This window comes from Roseomonas sp. BN140053 (genome assembly GCF_047690175.1).
In the GTDB taxonomy this organism is placed as follows: Bacteria; Pseudomonadota; Alphaproteobacteria; order Acetobacterales; family Acetobacteraceae; genus Roseomonas.
Window position 1 is genome coordinate 13,836 of sequence record NZ_JBLLEB010000023.1, and the last position, 22,841, is coordinate 36,676.

Annotated in this window: 22 protein-coding genes; 6 read left to right on the top strand and 16 right to left on the bottom strand. The window is 72.4% G+C overall.

What is annotated here, in order from left to right; genetic code table 11:
* Position 1: 1 nt before the first annotated feature.
* From ACLIBK_RS17970 to miaA, 4 genes are all read right to left on the bottom strand, one after another.
* Positions 2-628: a Shedu immune nuclease family protein gene (locus tag ACLIBK_RS17970; protein ID WP_415388665.1), complete on the bottom strand. Its 627-nt coding sequence runs from the start codon at positions 626-628 to the stop codon at positions 2-4.
* Positions 629-666: 38 nt separating this feature from the next.
* A complete protein-coding gene (gene ilvN / locus ACLIBK_RS17975) occupies positions 667-1,191 on the bottom strand; it encodes an acetolactate synthase small subunit (RefSeq protein WP_415388666.1) in 525 nt (174 codons plus the stop codon).
* Between the two features lie 350 nt (positions 1,192-1,541).
* The gene (locus tag ACLIBK_RS17980) at positions 1,542-3,335 is read right to left on the bottom strand and encodes an acetolactate synthase 3 large subunit (protein WP_415388667.1); all 1,794 of its coding nucleotides are present in this window, start codon (positions 3,333-3,335) and stop codon (positions 1,542-1,544) included.
* Between the two features lie 76 nt (positions 3,336-3,411).
* Positions 3,412-4,383, bottom strand: coding sequence for a tRNA (adenosine(37)-N6)-dimethylallyltransferase MiaA (gene miaA, locus ACLIBK_RS17985; RefSeq protein ID WP_415388668.1), 972 nt, complete (start codon positions 4,381-4,383; stop codon positions 3,412-3,414).
* A 29-nt stretch (positions 4,384-4,412) separates the two neighbouring features.
* On the opposite strand from miaA, the gene serB reads away from it, so the two are divergent.
* Positions 4,413-5,312 (top strand): phosphoserine phosphatase SerB, encoded by a 900-nt coding sequence (serB, locus tag ACLIBK_RS17990; protein ID WP_415388669.1) that lies wholly within the window; start codon positions 4,413-4,415, stop codon positions 5,310-5,312.
* A gap of 130 nt (positions 5,313-5,442) precedes the next feature.
* On the opposite strand, the gene ACLIBK_RS17995 is transcribed toward serB, so the two are convergent.
* The 4 genes from ACLIBK_RS17995 to ACLIBK_RS18010 all read right to left on the bottom strand — a co-directional run bounded on the left by ACLIBK_RS17995 (position 5,443) and on the right by ACLIBK_RS18010 (position 9,761).
* Positions 5,443-6,390 carry an acetamidase/formamidase family protein gene (locus ACLIBK_RS17995; RefSeq protein ID WP_415388670.1) on the bottom strand — a complete coding sequence of 316 codons (948 nt, stop codon included), beginning with the start codon at positions 6,388-6,390 and terminating at the stop codon, positions 5,443-5,445.
* Positions 6,391-6,626: 236 nt separating this feature from the next.
* Positions 6,627-7,211: a YSC84-related protein gene (locus ACLIBK_RS18000; protein WP_415388671.1), complete on the bottom strand. Its 585-nt coding sequence runs from the start codon at positions 7,209-7,211 to the stop codon at positions 6,627-6,629.
* 269 nt (positions 7,212-7,480) lie between these two features.
* A complete protein-coding gene (locus ACLIBK_RS18005; RefSeq protein ID WP_415388672.1) occupies positions 7,481-8,620 on the bottom strand; it encodes a DegT/DnrJ/EryC1/StrS family aminotransferase in 1,140 nt (379 codons plus the stop codon).
* Between the two features lie 13 nt (positions 8,621-8,633).
* Positions 8,634-9,761: an NAD-dependent epimerase/dehydratase family protein gene (locus tag ACLIBK_RS18010; protein WP_415388673.1), complete on the bottom strand. Its 1,128-nt coding sequence runs from the start codon at positions 9,759-9,761 to the stop codon at positions 8,634-8,636.
* 463 nt (positions 9,762-10,224) lie between these two features.
* Between ACLIBK_RS18010 and ACLIBK_RS18015 the strand changes: the two genes are divergently transcribed.
* On the top strand, positions 10,225-11,142 hold the full coding sequence (locus tag ACLIBK_RS18015) for a manganese catalase family protein (RefSeq protein WP_415388712.1): 918 nt from the start codon (positions 10,225-10,227) through the stop codon (positions 11,140-11,142).
* A gap of 256 nt (positions 11,143-11,398) precedes the next feature.
* On the opposite strand, the gene ACLIBK_RS18020 is transcribed toward ACLIBK_RS18015, so the two are convergent.
* The 6 genes from ACLIBK_RS18020 to ACLIBK_RS18045 form a co-directional block, all read right to left on the bottom strand.
* Positions 11,399-12,544: a potassium channel family protein gene (locus ACLIBK_RS18020; protein ID WP_415388674.1), complete on the bottom strand. Its 1,146-nt coding sequence runs from the start codon at positions 12,542-12,544 to the stop codon at positions 11,399-11,401.
* Positions 12,541-12,903 (bottom strand): RidA family protein, encoded by a 363-nt coding sequence (locus ACLIBK_RS18025; RefSeq protein ID WP_415388675.1) that lies wholly within the window; start codon positions 12,901-12,903, stop codon positions 12,541-12,543. The genes ACLIBK_RS18020 and ACLIBK_RS18025 overlap by 4 nt, the downstream gene beginning before the upstream one ends.
* Positions 12,904-13,063: 160 nt before the next feature.
* Positions 13,064-13,279, bottom strand: a complete 216-nt coding sequence (locus ACLIBK_RS18030; protein WP_415388676.1) for a hypothetical protein — start codon at positions 13,277-13,279, stop codon at positions 13,064-13,066.
* Positions 13,280-13,512: 233 nt separating this feature from the next.
* Complete coding sequence (locus tag ACLIBK_RS18035) at positions 13,513-14,382, bottom strand: metal ABC transporter permease (RefSeq protein WP_415388677.1); 870 nt, start codon at positions 14,380-14,382, stop codon at positions 13,513-13,515.
* A gap of 145 nt (positions 14,383-14,527) precedes the next feature.
* Positions 14,528-15,265 (bottom strand): metal ABC transporter ATP-binding protein, encoded by a 738-nt coding sequence (locus ACLIBK_RS18040; protein WP_415388678.1) that lies wholly within the window; start codon positions 15,263-15,265, stop codon positions 14,528-14,530.
* Positions 15,262-15,411, bottom strand: coding sequence for a hypothetical protein (locus tag ACLIBK_RS18045; RefSeq protein WP_415388679.1), 150 nt, complete (start codon positions 15,409-15,411; stop codon positions 15,262-15,264). The genes ACLIBK_RS18040 and ACLIBK_RS18045 overlap by 4 nt, the downstream gene beginning before the upstream one ends.
* Positions 15,412-15,459: 48 nt before the next feature.
* Here ACLIBK_RS18045 and ACLIBK_RS18050 point away from each other — a divergent pair, with 48 nt between their 5' ends.
* From ACLIBK_RS18050 to ACLIBK_RS18060, 3 genes are all read left to right on the top strand, one after another.
* Complete coding sequence (locus ACLIBK_RS18050; protein ID WP_415388680.1) at positions 15,460-16,770, top strand: DUF445 domain-containing protein; 1,311 nt, start codon at positions 15,460-15,462, stop codon at positions 16,768-16,770.
* A 324-nt stretch (positions 16,771-17,094) separates the two neighbouring features.
* Entirely contained in the window at positions 17,095-18,813 is a 1,719-nt protein-coding gene (gene rpsA / locus ACLIBK_RS18055; protein ID WP_415388681.1) for a 30S ribosomal protein S1, read from the top strand.
* A 342-nt stretch (positions 18,814-19,155) separates the two neighbouring features.
* Complete coding sequence (locus tag ACLIBK_RS18060) at positions 19,156-19,626, top strand: cupin domain-containing protein (protein ID WP_415388682.1); 471 nt, start codon at positions 19,156-19,158, stop codon at positions 19,624-19,626.
* Between the two features lie 114 nt (positions 19,627-19,740).
* Here the strand turns inward: ACLIBK_RS18060 and ACLIBK_RS18065 are convergent, their stop codons facing one another.
* Both ACLIBK_RS18065 and ACLIBK_RS18070 read right to left on the bottom strand, forming a co-directional pair.
* Entirely contained in the window at positions 19,741-20,967 is a 1,227-nt protein-coding gene (locus ACLIBK_RS18065; protein WP_415388683.1) for a flavin-dependent oxidoreductase, read from the bottom strand.
* 272 nt (positions 20,968-21,239) lie between these two features.
* A complete protein-coding gene (locus ACLIBK_RS18070; protein WP_415388684.1) occupies positions 21,240-22,244 on the bottom strand; it encodes an NADP-dependent oxidoreductase in 1,005 nt (334 codons plus the stop codon).
* Positions 22,245-22,392: 148 nt separating this feature from the next.
* On the opposite strand from ACLIBK_RS18070, the gene ACLIBK_RS18075 reads away from it, so the two are divergent.
* Positions 22,393-22,791, top strand: coding sequence for a GFA family protein (locus tag ACLIBK_RS18075; RefSeq protein WP_415388685.1), 399 nt, complete (start codon positions 22,393-22,395; stop codon positions 22,789-22,791).
* Positions 22,792-22,841 lie beyond the last annotated feature (50 nt).

Below are 22,841 nucleotides of genomic sequence, written 5' to 3' on the forward strand. Positions count from 1 at the left end.
TCTATGGAAGTGGGACGATCTGCAGGTCCTGCTGCACGTAGCGGTACAGCTGGCACTGCGGCTCCGCGGTATCGAGCATGGCCGTGAAGCGCTCGCACCAGCTGTCGAAGGTGTAGAGATCCACCCTCGCCGACAGTTCTTCCCGCCGCCGGGACCAGTCGGCCTGGCGCTGCGGGGTGTTGATCTCGCTCCGGCGCCCGAAGATCAGGATGGCGCTCCGGCCGATGGGCTGGTTCGCGATGTTCAGCCGGCGGTGCGCCGCCATGGCCAGCGGCCCGGCGGGGTTGATGATCTCGGCATGCGCGTCGAGCCAGCGCTGCGCCTGGTTGACGGCCTGGTTGAACTCGGCCGTGAACTCGTCGGCCTGCGTGAAGATGCGCTTGCTCGGGCGCTCGATCTCCACCAGCACCAGGGTGTTCCTGCCCGAACGCTCCCAGAGATAGGCGAAATCGGGCTTGCGCCTGGTTTCCAGCTCGAACTGCCGGATCACGCCGTTGCCCGGCGAATGGTCGGTGGGGCGGCGCGCCAGCCAGGGGTGGCGCTCCATGAAGGCCTGGAAGTCGCTCTCGGCCAGCGCCTCATCGTCGATGAGCGTCTGGAACTCCGCCATGCGGTCGCGCACTGTCACCGTGGAACGCCCAATCTGCGGCAGCCGGGACTGCGGGGTCAGGCCGCCAGGGCGCGCGTGCCGCGCGCGATGGCGACGGCGCCGGTGCGGCTGACCTCGGCCAGGCCGAGCGGGCGCATCAGCGCGATGAAAGCGTCGATCTTGTCGGCCGAGCCGGTCATCTCGAACACCGCGCTCTCGGGGGTGGCGTCCACCACCCGGGCGCGGAACGCGTCGGCGAGGCGCAGCGCCTCCATGCGGTTCTCGCCGCGGCCGACCACCTTGATCAGCGCCAGCTCGCGCACGAGGTGCGGGCCTTCCAGCCCGAGGTCGGACACGCGGTGCACGGGCACCAGCCGGTCGAGCTGCGCCTTGATCTGCTCGATCACCATGTCGGTGCCCGTGGTGACCACGGTGATGCGCGACAGGCGCTTCTCGTCGTCAACCGGGGCGACGGTCAGGCTCTCGATGTTGTAGCCGCGGCCGGAAAACAGGCCGATCACGCGCGCCAGCACGCCGGCCTCGTTCTCCACCAGCACCGCCACGGTGGCGGTGCGCTGCGTCAGGTCAGTGTTGGAAGGCATGGGACTGGAGCTTTCTCATAGAACAGATCAGCCACGCTTCTTGTCGAAGCTATCAAACCCATTCTCTGCAATATACTTAGCATCCTCTGTCATCGAGGACACAGAGTTCGTAAAGCGATAATCGTAACGTCTTGAGCTAGCGAGTGATCCAAGATCCGCTTGCTCTCTTTTCTGTCTAGCGGCGTGGATTAGAGCCCGCTCTCTCGCGCGCCTCTCCTTCGCGGCCCTCGCCAGCGCTCTAGCTTCTGCGTCCTTCTTCCGCCGCGAGAAGGCCGCTTCTAGTCTGGGCTTCCGCCATAGGGCTGGCAGAAGGGGAATAGCGTCATACCACGCACGCATCCGCGAAGTTCCTAAACGAGGACCTTGCCTTCGTCGGTGACGCCGGTGACGCCGCCCTCCTGGCCGGGGGCCAGGATCATCTCGTTGTGCGCGGCGCCCGAGGGGATCATCGGGAAGACGTTTTCCTTCTGGTCCACGGCAATGTCGGCGATCACGGGGCCGTCGATCGCCAGCATCTCGCGGATCACGCGGTCCAGGTCGTCGGCGGTCTCCGCGCGCAGGCCGGTGGCGTGGAAGCTCTCGGCCAGCTTCACGAAGTCCGGCAGGGCGGCGGAATAGCTCTCGGAATAGCGGCCGCCGTGCAGCAGTTCCTGCCACTGGCGGACCATGCCCATGTACTCGTTGTTCAGGATGAACACCTTCACCGGCAGGCGGTACTGCGCCAGCGTCGCCATCTCCTGGATGTTCATCAGGATGGAGGCTTCGCCGGCGATGTCGATCACCAGCGCGTCGGGGTGCGCGACCTGCGTGCCCATCGCGGCCGGCAGGCCGTAGCCCATGGTGCCCAGGCCGCCGGAGGTCATCCAGCGGTTCGGCTTCTCGAAGCCGAAATATTGCGCGGCCCACATCTGGTGCTGGCCGACCTCGGTGGTGATGAAGGTGTCGCGGCCGCTCTCGCGCGTCAGCTCGTACAGGCGGCGCACCGCGTGCTGCGGCTTGATGATGCGGCCTTCCTGCTTGTAGCGCAGGCAGTCGGTCGCCCGCCACGCGTCGATCTGGCGCCACCAGCTGGCCAGCGCCTCGCGGTCGGTCGGGCGCTCGTCGGCCTCCCAGGCTTCCAGCAGGTCGCGCAGCACGGCGCCGGCATCGCCCACGATGGGCACGTCCACCGCGACGTTCTTGTTGATGGAGGACGGGTCGATATCGGCGTGGATCTTCTTGGCGCCGACGCAGAAGGCGTTGACCCGGCCGGTGACGCGGTCGTCGAAGCGGGCGCCGATGTTGAGCAGCACGTCGCAGCCGTGCATGGCCAGGTTGGCCTCGACGGTGCCGTGCATGCCCAGCATGCCCAGGAAGTTCGGGTCGGAGGCCGGCACCGCGCCCAGCCCCATCAGCGTGTTGGTGATGGGGAAGTTGGTGGCGCGCACGAAGCGGCGCAGCAGGTCGGAGGCTTCCGGCCCGGCGTTGATCACGCCGCCGCCGGTGTAGAGCATCGGCCGCTTGGCAGCCTTGAGCAGCGCCACCGCCTCGCGGATGCGGTTGGCGTCCGGCTGGGTGCGCGGGCGGTAGGAACGGTGCGGCGCGGTGGAGGCTTCCTGGTAGTGGCCCTTGTTGATCAGGATGTCCTTGGGCAGGTCGATCACCACCGGGCCGGGACGGCCGGAGCGGGCGATCTGGAAGGCCTCGTGCACCGTGCGGGCGAGGTCCTCCATGCGCTTGACCAGGTAGTTGTGCTTGGTGGCCGGGCGGGTGATCCCCGTGGTGTCGGCTTCCTGGAAGGCGTCGTTGCCGATCAGGTGCGTCGGCACCTGCCCGCACAGGCAGACCAGCGGGATGCTGTCCATCAGCGCGTCCACCAGCCCGGTCACCGCGTTGGTGGCCCCTGGGCCGGAGGTCACCAGCACGCAGCCCACCTTGCCGGTGGAGCGGGCATAGCCCTCGGCGGCGTGCACCGCCGCCTGCTCGTGCCGCACCAGCACGTGGCGGATGGCGTTCTGCTGGAAGATGGCGTCGTAGATCGGCAGCACGGCGCCGCCGGGATAGCCGAAGATGACCTCGACGCCCTGTTCCTTCAGCGCACGGAGGACGATCTCGGCGCCGTTCATGGTCGGGGCGTCGGTCGCGGCGTCGGAGGTTGCGGACATCGGGGGTTTTCCTGGCAGCCTGGGCGCAGCGGTGGCGGCGCGCGGAGTGGGGGTCTAGGCGGGCTGCTGCACCGCGTCAACGGCCAGCTTCAACGAACCGCAAGATTTCACCCATCAGACTTTCCGAAAGTTGCGCATGATCCGTGAAACGCGCATGGATCATATGCGTCCCGCTCGGGTCAGCCCCGTCCGGCAGGAGCGGGTGGTGGCGGAACCAGGTCGCCTGCCGCTTGGTGTACTGGCCGATGGCGAGGCAGGCGCGCTCCCCCGCCTGATCGGGCGTGCTGCGGCCTTGCAGCACCGCGCGCAGTTCCGGCACGCCGTGGGCGCGCATCGCCGGCAGCGCCGGGTCGAGGTTGCGGGCCAGCAGCGCCCGCACCTCCTCCGTCGCGCCGTCGCGCAGCATCGCCGCCCAGCGGGCGCGGATGGCGGCGCGGAGTTCGTCGCGCGGCGGGTCCAGGCGGATCGCCAGGAAGCGCCAGGGCGGCGGGGGGCCGGCGGGCTCGCGCCGCCAGGAGAGCAGGCCGCGGCCGGTGGCCTGCCAGACTTCCCAGGCGCGGGCGAGGCGCTGGCTGTCGCCGGGGCGCAGCGTCGCGGCGGTGTCCGGGTCCGCCGCCGCCAGCCGGGCGTGCAGGGCGGCAGGGCCGATCGCGTCCAGCAGGGCGCGCGCTTCCGCCCGCACCGCTTCCGGCACCGCCGGCATGGGGGCCAGGCCGCGGGTGAGCGCCTGGAAGTACAGGCCGGTGCCGCCGCACAGGATGGGCACGCCCCCGGCCGCCGCCATCGCGGCGAGCGCTTCCCCCCGCCACCAGGCGGCGCTGGCGGGCTCGGCCGCGTCGCGGATGCCGTAGAGCGCGTGCGGTCCGCGCGCTTCCTCGGCGGGCGTCGGGCGGGCGGTCAGGACGCGCAGGTCGCGGTAGACCTGCATGCTGTCGGCGTTGACGATCGTGGCAGCGCCCAGGCGCGCCGCCACCGCCAGCGCCAGCGCCGACTTGCCCGAGGCGGTGGGCCCGGCGATCAGCAGCGCGGGCGGGAGCGGTTGCTGCATGGCGGGAGCCCCGGCATATCCGGCCCCGCATGTCGCACGTCCTCACCCTCGTCGCAGCCCCCGGCGCCCTGCCGCGCGGCCTCCTGTCCACCGTGGCCGACGCGCTGCGCGCCCTGGGGGCGGAACCGGGGGCGCCGGACTGGCTGGCCCCGGGCGAGGCGGCGGACCTGCCCTTTTCCGGCCTGGCACCCGACCAGGCCGATGCCGCCGCGCGGGGGGCCCTGCAGGCGCAGCCGGTGGACGCCATCGCGCAAGGTGCGGCAGGGCGGCGCAAGCGGCTGCTGATCGCCGACATGGACAGCACGATCGTCACCACCGAGACGCTGGACGAGCTGGCCGCCTATGCCGGGCTCAAGGAGCGGATCGCCGCCATCACCCGGCGTTCCATGAACGGCGAGCTGGACTTCGCCGCCGCCCTGCGGGAACGGGTGGCGATGCTGCGCGGCCTGCCGCTGGACGCGTTGGAGCGCACCTGGGCGCAGACCGCGCTGATGCCGGGGGCGCGGGCGCTGGTGGGCACCATGCGGGCGGCGGGGGCGCATTGCGCGCTGGCCTCGGGCGGCTTCACCTTCTTCACCGGGCGGGTGGCGGCGCTGTGCGGCTTCTCCTCGCACCACGCCAACATCCTGCTGGACGACGGGGCGGCGCTGACCGGGGCGGTGGCGGAGCCGATCTTCGATCGCGATGCCAAGCTGGCCACCCTGACGCGGCTGGCGGCGGAGCTGGGGCTGCCGATGGAGGCGACCCTGGCGGTGGGCGACGGGGCCAACGACCTGGCCATGCTGGGCGCCGCGGGGCTGGGCGTGGCGTTCCGGGCCAAGCCGATCGTGGCGGCCTCGGCCCGGGCGCGGGTGGACCAGGCGGACCTGCGGGCGCTGTTGTTCGCGCAGGGCTACCGGGCGGGGGAGATCCTGTCCGACGCCGGGTGACGGCGGGCGGGTTCGCCGCCCTTCCTCGCGATCTTACATCCTACCCAGCCTGCGCAGCGCCGGGGCCGGCAACGGCGGCCCCGAAGCCGGATGCGTGGCTCCCTGCCCGGTCCGCGGCGCCCAGGCCGTGTCAGTCGAACAGCACCCGCGGCAGATAGAGCGACACCACCATGTTGGGCACGTCCACGATCTCGGACACCCGCAGGTCGCCAGCCACGCTGCACAGCATGTAGGCCTCCACCGGCTGCATCCCGTGGCGGGCCACCAGCAGCTCGATCATGCCCGACACCGCGTCGCGGGCGCAGCCGTGCAGGTCCGGGCCGATGCCCGTGGTGACGTCGTAGCCGCGGCTGTCCAGGTGGCGCGTCACGGGGCCGGGCAGTTCCAGGCGGGGGAAGCGCGGGGCGGCGCCCTTCAGCAGCTCGAAGCGCAGGGCCACGGTCATCGGGCTCTCGATGGCGGTGCCGCAGACTTCGCCGTCGCCCTGGGCGGCGTGGGTGTCGCCGACCGAGAAGAGCGCGCCCGCCACCTCCACCGGCAGGATCAGCGTGGTGCCGGCGCCGAGGTCGCGGATGTCGAGGTTGCCGCCCACGCGGCGCGGCGGCACCACGCTGTGCGGCCCAGGCTCGGCCGGCGCCAGGCCGATCGTGCCGGCGAAGGGCTTCAGCGGCACGCGCGCCAGGCGGCCGAAGGCGGCGGGGGCCAGGGTGCCGGCGTCGTACTGCCACAGGTGCAGGGCGGGGTCGGGGAACTGGTCGGCCAGCAGGCCGAAGCCGGGGATATTGGCGGTCCAGCCCCAGCCGGAGGGGGCGAAATGCTCGATATGCACGGCCAGGGCGTCGCCGGGTTCGGCGCCGTCGACATGGACCGGGCCGGTGACGGGGTTCACGCGGGAAAAGTCCAGGGCGCGCAGCGTGTCCAGCGTGCTGGTGGGCGAGAGCTGGCCGCCGGAACTGTCCACCGTTTCGAACACCACGCTCTCGCCCGGGGCGACGCGCAGCGCGGGCGGGTTGGCGTTGTTCCAGCCGTGGTGGTGCTGGTGGGCGTGCAGCGTGTGCCGGTGGTGGCGGTGGCTCATGGGGCGGTGGGCTCCGGGGGTGCGGATTCCGATGCGCCGCACCCGCTGCGGTAACTGCCCGGCAGCGCGAAAGCTGCCGTGCCTGGTGGCCACCGCCCAGGCCTGTTTGCGGACCCGCTTCCGTTTTCGGAAGTTTTCCGGGTGCTCGCCGTGTCAGGCGGCGCACCTCAAGCATCCGAAAAAAGGAGGGGGACCGGGGGAGTTCGCTCCCCCGGCCTTTCCCCGAGCCCGGCGGATCAGTCCGGGTTGATGCGGGTGATCTTGGTGCCGTTCAGCGCCAGGGCGGCCATCAGCCCCGCCTGGTTGAAGGTGATGGCGTAGACCGGCTCGCGCAGGGTGGTGGAGGTGGCGTTGGCCTGGATGCCGCGATCCAGCACCACCACGGAAGGACCGGTGCCGATTTCCCAGCCATCGGCGTTGCGCAGGCCGGCGATGGCCTCCTCCGTCATGAAGAACATCGCGAGGCCGGAGGCCTGGGCGCCGATCAGCAGGCCGAAGGAAGCGCCGGCGATGTTGTAGTAGCCGCGCGTGGCGCCGCCCTGGATCAGCGCGCCTTCCCCGTACTGGCCGCCGACGATCAGGCCGCCCTGGATGATGCGCGGAAACACCAGGATGGCACGCGCCTGGGAAAACAGCGGCGCGGCCTCGGGCAGGTTGCGCAGGCGGGTGACGGCGGCGGACACGTCGGCGTCGATGTCGGCGCGGCTGGCGGCCTCGGCCGGGACCGGGCGGAACAGCGTGGCGCCGGTGGCCAGCGCCAGCGCCGCCACCGGCAGGCAGCGGGCCATCAGGTCGCGACGGGTGGTGTGAGGGTGGTTCATGATGCGATCCCTCCGGCCCCAGCGTCCCTGCCGAGCCGGTGCCGCCGCAACGCACCAACCCGCCCCGGGCTGCGTCGAACCGCACGACCATCGCCGGCCCGGGCTGGCGCGGTGTCCGGGCCGTGGCCAGGTTGCGCCTGGATGTTCAGGCCGTGTCCAGGGGGTGGCGCCCCCTGGCCACGGTCAGATCACCCAGGAGCAACCTGGCCACAGCCCGGACACCACCGCCCGACCCGGAACGGCGATTCAGGGCCGTTGGCCGGCGCGGGTCAGAGGTCGCGCAGGGCGGCGCAGACGCGCTCCACCTGGGCTTCGGTGAGCTCGGGGAACATCGGCAGGCTCAGCACCTCGCGGGCGGCGGCCTCGGTTTCCGTGCAGCCGGCGGGGCCGAGGGGGACGCGGCCGCGATAGGCGGGCTGCAGGTGCACGGGCACGGGGTAGTGGATGCCGGTGCCGATGCCCGCGGCGCGCAGGCGCCCTTGCAGCGCGTCGCGGTCGCGGGTGCGGACGACGTACTGGTGGAAGACGTGGGCGGCGCCCTCGCGGCGGGTGGGCGGGGCCAGGGGGCCGCCTTCCAGCGCGGCGTCATAGGCGCCGGCGATCTCGCGGCGGCGGGCGTTGTTGCTGTCCAGCCGCGGCAGGCGGGCGCGCAGCACGGCGGCCTGCATCTCGTCGAGGCGGGAGTTGATGCCCGTCATGTCGGACACGTAGCGCGACTTCCAGCCGTATTGCCGGATGGCGGCGATGCGTTCGGCCAGTGCGGGGTCGGGCGTGGCGAGGATGCCGGCATCGCCCAGCGCCCCGAGGTTCTTGGTGGGATACAGCGAGAAGGCCGCGGCGATGCCCAGCGTGCCGAGCTTGTGCCCTTCCAGCGTGGCGCCGTGCGCCTGGGCGCAGTCCTCGATCAGCGCGACGCCGCCGGCGCGGCAGGCGTCCAGCATTGGGGCGAGGTCGCAGGCCTGGCCGTAGAGGTGGACCGCGATCACGGCGCGGATCGGCGGCAGGCCCGGCGGCGGCTCCTCGATCACCGCGGCCAGCTCGTCGGGGTCCATGGTAAAGGTGTCGGGGTCGATGTCGAGCAGCAGCGGCGTGGCGCCGCACATCTCGATGGCCGCGACCGTGGCGACGGCGGTGTGGGACACGGTGGCCACGGTGCAGCCGGGGCCGATGCCCAGGCCGCGCAGGATCAGCACCAGCGCGTCGGTGCCGTTGGCGCAGCCCACCGCGCGGGCGGGCGGGTCGCCGCCCAGCCAGGCGGCGAACTCGCTCTCGAAGGCGGCGCCCTCGGCCCCCAGGATGTACCAGCCCGACTGCAGGGCGCGCGCCACGGCGGCGTCGATCTCACTCTTCTGGGCGCGGTAGCCGGCGCCGGGATCGGCCTGCGGCACGGCGATGTCGGGGAGGTTCATGGGTACCGATGCCTCAGAGATAGTCGGCCAGGCGGGGGCGGAACCAGTCCAGGGTGCGGCGCAGTCCGTCGGCCAGGGAAACGCGCGGGGTCCAGCCGGTGGCGGCGCGGAAGGCGGTGTCGTCGGCGTGGAAGGAGCCGATGTCGATCGCCTTGCGGTCGTCCGGAAAGGCGCGGGTTTCGTACCGGCCCGTCCCGGCGGCGTCCAGCAGCAGCTCCGCCAGCTCGGCCAGCGACACGGGCGGGGCGCCGCCCAGGTTGAAGGCGCGGCCGTTGCAGCGCGGGCGCGGGGGCATCGGCGCCAGGGTGGCGTCGGGCCAGGGGGCGGCGGCTTCCAGGGCCCCGAGTTCCGCGGCGGCCAGGGCTTCCGCCGTGGCGGCCGCGGCATCGCGGCCGGCGAGGGCCGGTTCGGGCGGCGGGGCGTCGCCGCGCAGCAGGCAGCCGGCGGCCATCAGGAAGGCGTCCACCACGTCGTCGGCATAGGCGAGGTCGCGCAGCTGCTCGCCGCCCCAGACCTCGAAGGGGTCGCCTTCCAGCACGCGGCGGATCCAGATGCCCAGGAAGGTCTGCCGGTGGTCCTTGATGCGCAGCCGCGGGCCGTAGCAGTTGGTCAGGCGCAGGGCGCAGACGCGGCGGGCGTGCACGCGCTGTTCCAGCAGCCAGTACTGCTCGCCGGCGAATTTGGACACGCCGTTGGCGTCGGGCGGCACGATCGGGTGCAACTCGTCCACCGGCAGGTATTGCGGCTTGCCGTAGAACTGGCGGGTGGAGGCGTGCACCACCACCGCCTCGGGCGCGGCGCGGCGCATGGCGTCGATCAGGCGCAGCTGGATGGTGGCGTTGATAGCCAGGTCGTTCAGCGGGTCCTGCATGGACCCGGCATGCGAGGTCTGGGCGGCGAAGTTGAACAGCGCGTCCACGCCCTCGCAGTGCGGCAGCAGGTCGTCGTCGCGCAGGTCCACCCGGCGCAGCTCCGCCCCCGAGCCGTCGAGGTTGCCGGGATGGGCGCCCATGGCGGGGTGCATGTTGTCCAGCGCCAGCACCTCCGCCCCGCGCGCGCCCAGGGCGTGGCACAGGTTGGAGCCCAGGAAGCCGGCGCCGCCGGTGACCAGGACGCGCTTGTTGCGCCAGTCCGTCAGCATGCGCGGGCTCCCGGCAGGGATGCCCGGGCTCCCGACAGGGATGCCCGGGCTTCCGCGGCGAAGGCGGGCGCGGCGGGGCGCGCGGCGGACGGCAGGAACAGGGTGGCCTCCATGGTGCCGGGCTTCCCGGAAGCGGTCGGCGTGGCGGGACCCTTTCTAGCGGCCCGGCGCGGCGAGGCGTAGGCAGGATTGCGGCCCTGGCGAGGCGGGGAGCGGGGGTTTTCCCGCCCGGCACCGGCGGCCGCTGCCTGGCAGTGCCGGCCGCGGGTGCCCGGCAACGAGAAGGGCGGGCCGCGCCGGACGTGGTTGCGCGGCCGTGAAGGGGCACGCGCGGCCGGGACGGCACCGGCCGGGGCCCCCGGCCCTGCCACCCACTTCTGCGTGGGTTTCGCTTTCGTGCCCAACCCTCGCCGGAACGGGCCGTTAGGCCATTGCTCACCGATTGGAGAAGCAACCCGTGTTCATGCGCGTTGACCGGCTGCAAGCCGAACTGCCCCCGCCCAAGAAGCAGGACCCCAATGCCGCCGCGGCACTGCAGGAACTTCTGGGTGGCAAATACGGCGAAATGTCCACGCTCGGGAACTACATGTTCCAGAGCTTCAACTTCCGCTCCAAGTCCAAGCTGCGCCCCTTCTACGACCTGGTGGCCAGCATCACGGCCGAGGAACTGGGCCACGTCGAGCTGGTGTCCACCGGCGTGGCGATGCTGAACAACGGCCCCGACAATCCCGCCAACGAGAAGGGCGGCGCCGACATTTCCAAGTCGCCCTTCGAGGCGATGCAGGACATCCGCTCCGCCGCCAGCTTCCTGTCGGCCGGCGGCGGCGCGCTGCCGGTGAACAGCAACAGCATGTCCTGGAACGTGGACATGATCACCACGACCGGCAACGTGGTGTTCGACCTGCTGCACAACTTCCACCTGGAATGCGGCGCCCGCCTGCACAAGCTGCGGGTCTACGAGACCCTGTCCGACCCGACCGGCCGCGAGGTCTGCGGCTACCTGCTGGTGCGCGGCTCCGTGCACGCGCATGCCTACGCGCTGGCGCTGAAGCAGATCACCGGCGTGGAGCTGGAGAAGTTCCTGCCCACCCCGAACATCAACCTCGACAAGATCCCGGAGTGCCAGAAATACCTGCAGGAAGGCTCGCACCGCCGCCTGTACCGCTGGAGCCCCGAGGACTACGCCAGCATCGCCGGTATCTGGGGCAATGGCGAGCAGGCCCTGCCGGGCGACCCGCCGGGTCCGCTGGAGGTCGTCGATGGCATGCCCGAGGGCGGCAAGATGCAGGAGCTGACCGGCATGGCCTCGGCCTTCTCCCCGGAATACGCGCCGGAGGAGATGTTCGAGATCGCCAGCAAGCTGTACCAGAAGTCTCGCTGAGCCAGCGCCCGCCGCTTCGGCGGCGCAGCACCGGAGGGGCGGCCCGCGAGGGCCGCCCTTTCGCGTATCGGGCGCGCGCCTGTCCGGCACCGGCGGTCCCGCTGCCGCATATTCGGCGCTTGCCCGTCCGCGGCCACGGTTCCGCTTCCGCATGTCCGGCGCTCGCCTGTCCGGCGCCCGCGGTCCTGCTGCTGCATGCCGGGAGCCCGCCTATCCCCTTCCTGCAATCGCGCTGGCGCGCGTCCGGCGCGGTGGTTCAGCGGCCGCGGCATTGCCCGTCCGGCGGGGATGCCTGCTCCACCACGCGCTCCTCCGCACCGTCCTTCAGCGCCCGGTTCACCCGGCGGCTGTTCATGATCTCGTAGAAGCCGAACAGCAGCAGGATCTGCCCGGCCACCACCTCCACGGCCGAGAGCAGGCGCGCGCCGTCATCGGCGGGGCGGATGTCGCCGTAGCCCACGGTGGACAGGGTGGTGACGGAGAAATGCAGCGCGTCGGTGAAGCTCAGCCGGATGCTGCCCTCGGTTCCGGCAAAGAGCGGGTGCAACGACAGCCCGTCGGCGATCCGGTACAGGCAGGCAAAGGTGATGGCCAGCAGCGCGTAGAGCGCGACATAGGTGGCGGCCGGCACCGCCAGCGTGCCGAGGCGGCGCGTCAGGTCGTGCAGCAGCAGCGCGATGTCCACCAGGAAGCGCACGATGTCGCGCACCGACCAGGCCACCAGCCCGCCCACGACAGCCATCAGCAGCAGCAGCGCGACGCCCTGGCCTTCCGCGGGCAGGCGGTTGATCGGCAGCGACAGGCTGCCCGCGCCCACCAGGCCCAGTACGCCCAGCCAGCGGCCGGTGCGCCACACATGCTCGCCGGCGAAGCGTTCCTCGTCGCGCGCTTCGTCCAGCACGGTGCCGCCCTGGCGGTACACCGCGCCCAGGAACACCGCCACCGGCAGCAGGAAGGCCGCGGCGAGTTCCGCGTTGCGGGCGTCGGGGGTGGCGGAACGGCCGATCAGGGTGAAGAGGCAGGCATAGACCGCGAAGCCGATCGCCGTGCCGAAAGCGAAGTCGAGCTTGCCGGGAAACAGCCGGAACAGCAGCCCGAAGCCCAGCGCCGCGGTGGCCAGCACGATCAGCGGAAAGGCCCAGCCGCGGTCGGACACCCCGGCCGCCACCAGCGCCGCCATGCCCATCACCACGGCGAAGGACCGCGCCCAGGAGCGTTCGGCGCTGGGGGTCGGATCGTCCGGAGTGGCATCGTCCGGGGCGCTGTTGTCCGGGGCGCCGTTGTCCGGATCGGCGTCGTCGGGGGTCGCGTCGTCCGGGGTGTCGCCGTCGGGGGTTGCGTCACCCTGGGCCGCGCGACCCGTCCCCGGCTGCCCCGCGCCGGGGCCGTCGGGAGGGGTCATGCGGGATCGCGCGGGGCCAGGGCCACGCCGGTGATCTCCACCCGCCAGTCCGGCTCCACCAGCGGCGCCTGGATGGTCATGCGGGCGGGCTTGCTCGCGGGGTCCAGCCAGCGATCCCAGGCGCGGTTCATGGCGGCGGCATCGGCGATGTCGGCCAGCACCACGGTGACGGAAAGCAGGGCGCGCTTGTCGGTGCCGGCCTCGGCCAGGAGGGCGTCGATCTGGCGGAGGATGTCGGCGGTCTGCCCCTCGGCGTCGAGCGAGGTGTCCTCCGCCACCTGGCCGGCCAGGAAGACCAGCCCTCCGCCGACGGTGGCGCCGGACAGGCGGGATTCCTCGGCCAGGCGGCGGATGGTCATGCGGGGCGGCTCCTCGGGGCGCAGGGAGGCCCCAGCATGCGCGCAAAACCGCCTGGGGAAAGGGCCCTGCCCCGGATGAGCGGGAAGCGGAGTGCGGCATGCGGAAGGTGCCGCGCCCGGCGGCGCTGCGCCGGCCCGTCCCCGGCCCGGCGCAGCCGGTTCAGCTGGTGCCGGCGTCGTCCGTCTTGTCGCTCTCGGCGGCCTCGCGCAGCTGCTTCAGCGACAGGCCCGCCGGCACTGCACCCGTCAGCGTGCCGTCGCCGTCGTCCTGATGCGCCCGGTCGGTGGGGGCGCCGCTGTCGGTATGGCTGTTGTCGGGCACCGGCACCTTGGATCCGGAGCCGGTCTCGTTCACCTTGTTCTCGTCGGGGGTCATGCGCTGCCTCCAGGCCCGGATGCTGGTGGCGCAGCAACGCAGGGCGGGCGGGGAAGGATGCCGCGGGCAATGGGTTGCCGCCGGAACAGGCCCGGCGGGGCCGGGCCGCGCGGCGGGGGTGTTGCCTGTTCTGGCGGGGCCGGGCCGTGCGGCGACGGTGTTCCCTGTTCCGGCGGCGCAGTGCCGCTCCCCTGCCCGGCCGCGCAGCCCTCCGGCCGCGCGATGGCGCGCGTTCAGGCCGCGAGGTGGCGGCGGCGGAACAGCCGCGGCAGCAAGCCGTCCGCCGGGCCCAGCAGCACGGAGACGATCCAGCAACCGCCGGCGGCCAGCACGATGGCCGGGCCGCTCGGCACGTCCAGGTGGAAGCTGAGCAGCAGCCCGGCCGCGGAGCACAGGGCGGCGATGCCCACCGCGGCGCGCACCATGCCGCCCACGCTGCGCGACCAGTGGCGGGAGGCCACGGCGGGCAGCATCATCAGCCCCACCGCCATCAGCGTGCCCAGGGCCTGGAAGGCCGCCAGCACGTTCAGCACCACCAGTGCCAGGAACAGCAGGTGCCAGGTGCCGCCCCGTGCCCCCTGGGAGGCCGCGAATTGCGGGTCGAAGCCCTCCAGCACCAGGGGCCGCCAGGCCGGGGCCAGGGCGAGCAGCGTCAGGGTGGACACGCCCGCCATCAGGATCAGCGCGTCGTCGTCCACCCCCAGCACGGAGCCGAACAGCAGGTGCGTCAGGTCCACCGCGCCGCCGCGCAGGGACACCATGGCCACGCCCAGCGCCAGGGCGAGGAGGTAGAGCGCGGTCAGCGTCGCGTCCTCCCGCCCGCCGGTGGCGCGGGCCAGGGCGCCGGCGCCCAGGCTGACCGCCAGCCCGGCCAGCAGCCCGCCGATCGACATGGCCGCGACCGACAGGCCGGCGATCCAGAAGCCGGCGGCGATGCCGGGCATGATGCCGTGCGCCAGCACGTCCGCCGAAAGGCTCATCCGCCGCAGCATCAGGAACACCCCCAGCGGCGGCGCGGCGAGGCTGAGGGCGAGGCAGCCGACCAGGGCGCGGCGCAGGAAGCCGAACTCGGCGAAGGGGGCGAGGAGGAGGTCGTAGGTCATGGGAGGAGAAGGTCGGGGGAAGGAATTCCCCCGAACCCCCATCTTTTTTTCGGGAGTCCAGGGGCGCCCGTGGACGCGGAGCACCAACTCACGAAAGAAGAAGGGGGATCGGGGGAATTCCTTCCCCCGACCTTGCCTTCCTCCGTCACGCCGCCGCGGGCCGGTCGCAGACCGGCGCGTCCGGTTCCCAGTCCTCGGCCATCATGCGGGCGCGCAGGCGGTTGGGCGCGGTCAGCACCTCCGCCGTGGGGCCCCAGGCGACGGCCTCGCGCGCCAGCAGGAGGCAGTCCGGGAATTCCCGCCGCACGAGGTCGAGGTCGTGCAGCACCGCCAGCACCGTGCGCCCTTCCCCGTGCCAGGCGCGCACCAGGCGCAGCAGGTCCGCGGCGGTGCGGGCGTCCACGGCGTTGAAGGGCTCGTCCAGCAGGATCACCGGGGCGTCCTGCACCAGCAGCCGGGCAAACAGCAGGCGCTGGAACTGCCCGGCCGAGAGCGCCGCCACCGGGCGCCGGGCGAAGCCGTCCAGCCCCACCGCGGCTAGGGCGTCCGCGGCCGCGTCGCGGTGGGCCGGACGGGCGGAGCGCAGGGCGCCCAGCCGCCCCCAGTGGCCCAGCATCACCACGTCCAGGCAGCTGATCGGAAAGGACCGGTCCAGGGCGCTGCCCTGCGGCAGCAGGGCGATGCGGCCGCGCGGGGCCTGCAGGCGGCCTTCCTCGGGCGCGTGCAGGCCGGCGATGGCGCGCAGCAGCGTGGTCTTGCCGGCACCGTTGGGGCCGACCAGGGCGGTCAGGCTGCCGGGGGCGAATTCCCCGGACACGTGATGCACCGCGGCGCGCCGGCCGTGGCTGACGGTGACGTCGTGCAGGCGGATCATGTCGGTCATGCCGACATCGCCCAGGACACGGCCCCCCAGAGCAGGCCCGACAGGGCCAGCGCCAGCACCAAGCGCGGCAGCACGCCGGCCGAGAGCGCCAGGGGATCGGGAAGGGAAAGGCTGGGGCGGCGCGACATGGTGTTACGAGATAACATCTCCCCAGCCCTGGACAAGCGTCCCCCGCCTCGTCCATGCGGCGCCGCATGCAGGCACCCTCCGGCAATGCGCCCTTTCCCCTGGCCGAGGCAACGGAGGACGCGCTGCGCCGGCGGCTGCGGCGCCACCGGGCCCTGGCCACCGGCCTGCTGGGCGGCATGGCCGCGGTGACCCTGGGCGCCTACGCCCTGCCGCCGGGCTGGTGGACGGAGCTGCTGCAGGCCTCCGCCAAGGCCGGGCTGGTGGGGGGCCTGGCCGACTGGTTCGCGGTGACGGCGCTGTTTCGCCGCCCCCTCGGCCTGCCGATCCCGCACACCGCCATCGTGCCCCGCCAGAAGGAACGGCTGGGCGCGGCGCTGGGCCGCTTCGTGGCCGACCACGTCTTCACCGAGGCGGAGGTATCGCGCCTGCTCGGGCGGCTGGACCTGGCCACCGTGATCCGCGGCTTCCTGGCGGACGAGGCCGCGACCCGGCCGGCGGCGCGGGCGATGGCGGCCTCCGTGCCGCGGCTGCTGGGCAGCGTGCAGGAAGGCCGCGCCAGCCGCATGGTGCTGCGGCTGCTGCCGCGGCTGGCGGACGGGGCCACGGCGACGCGGGTGCTGGCGCAAACGCTGCGCATCCTGGTGGAAGGCGGCCGCCACCGCGACGTTTTCGACCTGGCGCTGCGCGAAATCCGCGACGTGCTGCGCGACAAGGAACAATCGCTGCGCGAGGGCGTGGAACGCCGGGTGCGGGAACAGGGCGGCTCCGTGGTGGGCTGGGTGGCCGGGGCCTATGTGGCGCGGCGCGTGGTGACCGCGGTGAACGAGGCGCTGGACGAGGCGATGTCGGAGGAGGGCGGCGAGAACAGCCTGCGCGCCGCCTTCGACGAATGGGTGATGCGCGAGCTGGACCGCCTGGAGCACGACCCGCAGCGCGCCGCGCAGATCGGCGCGGCCCTGCGCTCGGCCCTGCGGCACGAGGCGGTGGCGGCCTGGCTGGACGATGCCTGGCACCGCTTGCGCTGGGCGGCGGAGCTGGATGCCGCCAAGCCCGACGGCCGGCTGGCCGGGCTGGCGCAGGCGGCGCTGGCCAATGCCGGAAGCGTGCTGGCCGAGGACCCCAACGCCCGCGCCCGCCTGAACGCGGCGCTGGAGCGCATGCTGCTGGCGCTGCTGCCCACCGCCCGCGCCCGGCTGAGCAGCTTCGTGGCGGGGGTGGTGGGCAACTGGGACACCGCCACCGTGACGGAGCGGATCGAGCTGCGCGTGGGCCGGGACCTGCAATACGTCCGCATCAACGGCACGCTGGTGGGCTTCCTGGCGGGCGGCGCGCTGTTCGCCATCCTGAGCGCGATCTTCGGCGACGTGGCGCACTGAAGCGCCGCGGCGTTGGGGCCGGCCGCACCGCCAGCAGCAACTCGGGCGAGCCATCCACGCCGCGGCGGAAACGCCGCGGACCGGCGGCATCAACGGGCGGGAAAAGCTTGACTTTCCGGCCCGCCGGGGTGTAGGGGCGGCGCATCGCGCTGGCCTTGCGGCCTCCGCGACGTTCGCCGTTCCGGCGGGCTTCCCCCAACGGCCCGGCACCTGCCGGGCAAGACGTATCCCCTCTGGCCTGTGCCGCTCCGGCGGCCGCGGCGGTGGACGCGCAAGCACCGCGGCGGGCTTCAACCCCCCGCCCCTTCAGGAACACACCGCTACATGGCATCTGCCACAACCCTCGACCGTCCGAACTCCGGCGTCGAGGACTTCGCGGCCCTGCTCGACGAGACGCTCGGCGCCGATACCGGCTTCGCGGGCTCCGTCGTCACCGGCCGCATCATCCGCATCGACGACGACGTCGCGGTCGTCGATGTCGGGTTGAAGAGCGAGGGCCGCGTCCCGCTCCGCGAATTCGCCCCGCAGGGGCAGAAGCCCGAGATCAAGCCGGGCGACACCGTTGAACTCTTCGTTGAGCGCTACGAGGACCGCGACGGTTCCATCGTGCTCTCGCGCGAGAAGGCGCGTCGCGAGGAAGCCTGGACCAACCTCGAGAAGCAGTTCCAGGCACAGACCCGCGTCAACGGCACGATCTTCGGGCGCGTGAAGGGCGGCTTCACCGTCGACCTCGGCGGCGCCGTGGCCTTCCTGCCCGGCTCCCAGGTGGATATCCGCCCGGTGCGCGACGTCGGCCCGCTGATGGGTTCGCCGCAGCCCTTCCAGATCCTCAAGATGGACCGGGCCCGCGGCAACATCGTGGTGTCCCGCCGCGCGGTGCTGGAGGAGACGCGCGCCGAGCAGCGCAGCGAGCTCATCCAGGGCCTGAAGGAGGGCATGATCCTCGACGGCGTGGTGAAGAACATCACCGACTACGGCGCCTTCGTGGACCTGGGCGGCGTGGACGGGCTGCTGCACGTCACCGACATCGCCTGGCGCCGCATCAACCACCCCTCCGAGGCGCTGACCATCGGCCAGGCCGTCAAGGTGCAGGTGATCCGGTTCAACCCGGAAACCCAGCGCATCTCGCTCGGCATGAAGCAGCTGATGTCCGACCCCTGGGAAGGCGTGGCCGCCAAGTACCCGGTGCAGGGCAAGTTCTCCGGCCGCGTCACCAACATCACCGATTACGGCGCCTTCGTGGAGCTGGAGCCGGGGGTCGAGGGCCTCGTGCACGTGTCCGAGATGTCCTGGACCAAGAAGAACGTCCATCCGGGCAAGATCGTCGCGACCTCCGAGGCCGTGGACGTGCTCATCCTGGACGTGGACGAGCCCAAGCGCCGCATCTCGCTCGGCCTGAAGCAGGCCCAGGGCAATCCCTGGGAAGTCTTCCTGGAGCAGCACCCGCCCGGCTCCACGGTCGAGGGCGAGATCCGCAACATCACCGAGTTCGGCCTGTTCGTGGGTCTCGGCCCCGACCTGGACGGCATGGTGCACATGTCCGACCTGTCCTGGGACCTCCCGGGCGAGCAGGCGATGGCCAACTTCCGCAAGGGCGACAACGTCCAGGCGAAGGTGCTGGACGTGGACGTCGAGAAGGAGCGCATCTCCCTCGGCGTCAAGCAGCTGCAGTCCGACCCGGCCGCCGAAGTGCTGGACCGCGTGCGCAAGGGTGACATCGTCACCTGCACCGTCACCAAAGTCGAGCAGAACGGCATCGAGGTGAAGGTCGAGGACATCCTCACCGGCTTCATCCGCCGCGCCGAGCTGGCCCGCGACCGCAACGACCAGCGCCCCGACAAGTTCGCGGTGGGCGAGAAGGTCGATGCCCGCGTGATCATGGTGGACCGCGCGGCCCGTCGCCTTTCCCTGACCATCAAGGGCAAGGAGATCGAGGAGGAGCGCGAGGCGGTGCGCGAGTACGGCACCTCCGACAGCGGCGCCTCGCTGGGCGACATCCTGGGTGCGGCGATCCGTCGCCGCAACCTAGCCTCCGAGGACTGAGCCTCCGGCGGCCGGCCCGGTTGGGCCGGCCACCACCGTGTGCGACGCGGCGCCCCCGGGGAGAGATCCCCGGGGGCGCTTCGCGTTTCGGGGGAAAGGCCCGCAGGGAGGTGGCTTCGGCCCTGCCGCCTCCGGCCGGAATGACGCGCCGCCACCCGGCCCGCCCCTCACGGCGCGCGACGCCCTGGGGAAGCGGCCGCGCCGCCCTGCCGCCCCGGTCCGACGCGCGTTCCGCCGGGGGCGCCGCACCACGCTCCTGAACCGCGCCCTCGCCAGCGGCGGTGACTTGCCCGGCCCGGGCCGTCTATGCTCCCCGCCCGAGGAAGCGAGGCGAGACCCCCAATGCCCGACGATCTGGCGCCCCGCGCCACCCACCCGCCGGAACACTGGCGCGACCACGGCATCCGCGTGGTTCCCGCCGCCGGACGCAGCGGCGACACGCCGGAAACCCGCGGCATGAACCGGCAGGTCGCGATCAGCGGCAGCCGCACCGGCAGCAGCGCGCTCTGGGCCGGCACCAACCTGATCCGCCCCGGCGAGGCCACCGGCCCGCATCACCACGGCGCGCTGGAAAGCATCATCTACGTGGTGCGCGGCCAGGCCCTGATGCGCTGGGGCGAGCGGCTGGAATGGATCACCCGGGCGGGTCCCGGCGACTTCCTGCTGGTGCCGCCCTGGGTGCCGCACCAGGAGCTGAATGCCTCCGATACGGAGGAGCTGCACTGCGTGCTGGTGCGCAGCGGCCCGGAGGAGGTCGTGGTGAACCTCGAGATCGACCCGGTGCCCGAGCCGGAATGGATCGCCCCGAGCTGATTCGGCCAGGCGACGCGTAGCGGGGCTTGTCCGGGAGCTTCGGCCTGGGTGGAACGGCGCCCTGGCCGCAGCCAGGTGGCGTCGCCCCTGGCCGCGGCCGGATCGCGAGGCGCCTCAGCGCAGGCTGGTCAGGTCGAAGCCCGCGACGCGCTTGTAGCTGTCGGAGAGTTCCTTCAGCTCCGCCTGGGTGACGAAGTCGTCCAGGTTGTCGAAGGGCTGATCATTGGTCAGCTCCTCGACGCGGATGTTGATGAAGTCCGGCGGGTTGGAACGGTTGGTGCGCACCACCTTGGCGGTGGGGCCGGTGCGGGCGGCCTCGTAGGCCCGCAGCGCCTCGCGCGGGTCGCCGCCCTTGGCAAGGAGGTCCGCCAGGGTGCGCACGTCGATCAGCGACTGGGCCGAGCCGTTGGAGCCGCGCGGGTACATCGGGTGCGCGGCGTCGCCGGCGACCGTGACGCGGCCGAATGTCCAGCGGTCCACCGGGTCCTTGTCCACCATCGGGTATTCGAACAGCACCTCCGAGTTGCGGATCAGCTCGGGCACGTCACACCAGGGGAAGTGCCAGTCGGCGTAGTGCTCGATGAAGTCCTCGACGTGGCCGGGCTTGTTCCAGTCGTTCTTCTCGGCGCGGTCGGACTGGATCTCGGTGGTCCAGTTGATCAGCTGGTTCCCCTGCCCGTCCACGTCGTCGATGATCGGGTAGATCACGATCTTGCCGCGCTTGATGGAGCCGACGCGGATATAGGTCCGCCCATCCAGGATCGGCTTGTGCCGCGTCACGCCGCGCCAGGTGTTGATGCCGGTGAACACCACGTCCTCGCCGGGATAGAACTGCTTGCGGATCGCGGAATTCACGCCGTCGCAGGCGACCGCGATGTCGGCCGTGGCGTCCGGGGCCGCGGCGCCGGTGCTGGTCTGGAAGTGCAGCGAAACGCCGTTCTCGTCCTGGGTGAAACCGGCGCAGCGGCGGTCCAGCGTGATGCGCTCCGCACCCAGCCGTTCCCTGGCGGTCTCGAACAGCAGCGTGTGCAGGCGGCCGCGGTGGATGCCGATCTCGGGATAGGCGTAGCCGGCCAGGGCGCCACGGGGCTCCTGGTAGATCAGCTGGCCGAAGCGGTTGAAGAAGGCGCTGGCGCGGTTCTCGATGCCGGCGCGGCGCAGCGACTCCTGCAGGCCCAGCGCGGTCAGCTCGCGCATCGCGTGCGGCAGCAGGGTGATGCCGACGCCCAGCTCCTTCACCTCCGGCGCCGCCTCGTAGACCTGACAGCCGATGCCCCGCTCGTGCAGGTTCAGCGCCAGGGCCAGCCCGGCAATGCCGCCGCCGATGATCGCGACCTTCATCAACAACCCTCCCTCGTCCGGCTCGTTGACCGGCATATCGTAAGACGACTGACGATCAGATAGGTACTGCACCACGGGCTGTCAAACCGCCCTCCCCGGTGCGGCGGCGTTTGGAGCAGATAGGGGCAGCAAGCCGGGGGGGAAGTATCCCCCTGGACCCCCTTCTATTTTCGGGAGTTTGGGGGCGCTTCCCTGGCCACGGGCGCACCCGAAAACTCCCGAAAGAAGGAGGGGGTCCGGGGGAGTTCACTCCCCCGGTCTTCTCCACCGCCTCAGTCCAGCGCCACCACCAGCTTGCCGAAGTTGCGCCCTGCCAGCAGGCCCAGGAAGGCCTCGGGCGCCCGGGACAGGCCGTGCACCACGTCCTCGCGATATTTCAGCCGCCCGTCGCGCAGCCAGCGAGCGCCGGTGTCGCGCCACTCCGCGGCCGCGCGGGGATGGTCACCCACGATGAAGCCGCGGAGGGTGAGCCGCTTGCCCATCATTTCCCGCAGGTTGGGGCCGGGCGGCGGCGGCTCGGCGCTGTATTCCGACACCAGCCCGCACACCGCCACCCGGGCGAAGGGGTTCAGCAGCGGCCAGACCGCGCGCTGCACGGCGCCGCCGACATTCTCGAAATACACGTCCACGCCATCGGGGCAGGCGGCGGCGAGAGCTTCGGGGAAGCCCGGCGCGCGGTGGTCCAGGCAGGCGTCGAAGCCCAGCTCCGCCGTCACGAAGGCGCATTTCGCCGCACCCCCGGCGATGCCCACCACCCGCGCGCCCATCTCGCGCGCGATCTGCCCGGCCACCGACCCCACCGCGCCGGAGGCGGCGGACACCACGAAGGTCTCCCCCGGCTTCACCGGCGCGATCTCCGTGGTGCCGACCCAGGCGGTGGTGCCGGGCATGCCCAGCACGCCCAGAAAGGCCGAGGGCGGCGCGGCGTCCGGATCCAGCAGCCGCAGTGCCGCCGCGGGCACGGCGGAGAAGTGCTGCCAGCCCTCGCCGCCCGCCACCCATTGCCCGGGCGCGAAGCCCTCGACGGCCGAGGACACCACCTGCCCGACGCAGCGGCCGCCCATCACCGCGCCGATCGCCACCGGCGGGGCGTAGGATTTCGCCTCGTTCATGCGGCCGCGCATGTAGGGGTCCAGCGACAGGAAGCGGTTGCGCACCAGCACCTCGCCCGGACCGGGCACCGGCACGGGTGCCTCGGCCAGGCGGAAATCCTCCGGCACGGGCTCGCCGGCGGGGCGGCGGGCCAGCAGCACCTGCGGGTTGGTGGTCTCGGTCATGGCGGGGAACCCTCCGGGCGCAGCGCGAAAGCGGGGCGCGACAGCAGCACGGGCACCCCGGCGCCACAACGGCCGGGAAACGTGGCAGCGTGCCCGCCGCCGCGGCACGGTGCCGGCGGCGGGGAAGCGACGGGGTTCCGGGATGGCGATGACGGGCGGCTGCCAGTGCGGCGCGGTGGGTTTCGAGATTTCCGGCGCGCCGGCGGCCCTGGTGGTGTGTCACTGTGGGCAGTGCCGCAAGCAGTCCGCCTCGGCCTTCGGCATCTCCGTGCGGGTGGACGCGTCGCAGCTGCGGCTGCGGCGCGGCGAGCCTCGCAGCTGGTCGCGCCCGACCGAGAGCGGGCACGTCCTGCGCTGCAGCTTCTGCGGCACCTGCGGCACCCGGCTGTGGCACCAGCGCGAGGGCGGCGGCACGCTGAGCGTGAAGGGCGGTTCGCTGGACGTGCCGATCGACCTGAACGGCGCGGTGCACATTTTCACGGCCGGCAAGCTGCCGGGGGTGGTGATCCCCGCGGGCGCCGAGCAGCACTCCGCCGCGCCGGGCTGAGCGCGCGGTGCGGGCGTGCGACGCCGCGGCGTCACCGCGCCGCCGGCCGG

Coding starts and splice junctions, on each gene's coding strand:
- ilvN (WP_415388666.1), bottom strand. CDS start 1,191: ATGCCTTCCAACACTGACCTGACGCAGCGCACCGCCACCGTGGCGGTG.
- ACLIBK_RS17980 (WP_415388667.1), bottom strand. CDS start 3,335: ATGTCCGCAACCTCCGACGCCGCGACCGACGCCCCGACCATGAACGGC.
- miaA (WP_415388668.1), bottom strand. CDS start 4,383: ATGCAGCAACCGCTCCCGCCCGCGCTGCTGATCGCCGGGCCCACCGCC.
- serB (WP_415388669.1), top strand. CDS start 4,413: ATGTCGCACGTCCTCACCCTCGTCGCAGCCCCCGGCGCCCTGCCGCGC.
- ACLIBK_RS17995 (WP_415388670.1), bottom strand. CDS start 6,390: ATGAGCCACCGCCACCACCGGCACACGCTGCACGCCCACCAGCACCAC.
- ACLIBK_RS18000 (WP_415388671.1), bottom strand. CDS start 7,211: ATGAACCACCCTCACACCACCCGTCGCGACCTGATGGCCCGCTGCCTG.
- ACLIBK_RS18005 (WP_415388672.1), bottom strand. CDS start 8,620: ATGAACCTCCCCGACATCGCCGTGCCGCAGGCCGATCCCGGCGCCGGC.
- ACLIBK_RS18010 (WP_415388673.1), bottom strand. CDS start 9,761: ATGCTGACGGACTGGCGCAACAAGCGCGTCCTGGTCACCGGCGGCGCC.
- ACLIBK_RS18015 (WP_415388712.1), top strand. CDS start 10,225: ATGCGCGTTGACCGGCTGCAAGCCGAACTGCCCCCGCCCAAGAAGCAG.
- ACLIBK_RS18020 (WP_415388674.1), bottom strand. CDS start 12,544: ATGACCCCTCCCGACGGCCCCGGCGCGGGGCAGCCGGGGACGGGTCGC.
- ACLIBK_RS18025 (WP_415388675.1), bottom strand. CDS start 12,903: ATGACCATCCGCCGCCTGGCCGAGGAATCCCGCCTGTCCGGCGCCACC.
- ACLIBK_RS18030 (WP_415388676.1), bottom strand. CDS start 13,279: ATGACCCCCGACGAGAACAAGGTGAACGAGACCGGCTCCGGATCCAAG.
- ACLIBK_RS18035 (WP_415388677.1), bottom strand. CDS start 14,382: ATGACCTACGACCTCCTCCTCGCCCCCTTCGCCGAGTTCGGCTTCCTG.
- ACLIBK_RS18040 (WP_415388678.1), bottom strand. CDS start 15,265: ATGACCGACATGATCCGCCTGCACGACGTCACCGTCAGCCACGGCCGG.
- ACLIBK_RS18045 (WP_415388679.1), bottom strand. CDS start 15,411: ATGTTATCTCGTAACACCATGTCGCGCCGCCCCAGCCTTTCCCTTCCC.
- ACLIBK_RS18050 (WP_415388680.1), top strand. CDS start 15,460: ATGCAGGCACCCTCCGGCAATGCGCCCTTTCCCCTGGCCGAGGCAACG.
- rpsA (WP_415388681.1), top strand. CDS start 17,095: ATGGCATCTGCCACAACCCTCGACCGTCCGAACTCCGGCGTCGAGGAC.
- ACLIBK_RS18060 (WP_415388682.1), top strand. CDS start 19,156: ATGCCCGACGATCTGGCGCCCCGCGCCACCCACCCGCCGGAACACTGG.
- ACLIBK_RS18065 (WP_415388683.1), bottom strand. CDS start 20,967: ATGAAGGTCGCGATCATCGGCGGCGGCATTGCCGGGCTGGCCCTGGCG.
- ACLIBK_RS18070 (WP_415388684.1), bottom strand. CDS start 22,244: ATGACCGAGACCACCAACCCGCAGGTGCTGCTGGCCCGCCGCCCCGCC.
- ACLIBK_RS18075 (WP_415388685.1), top strand. CDS start 22,393: ATGACGGGCGGCTGCCAGTGCGGCGCGGTGGGTTTCGAGATTTCCGGC.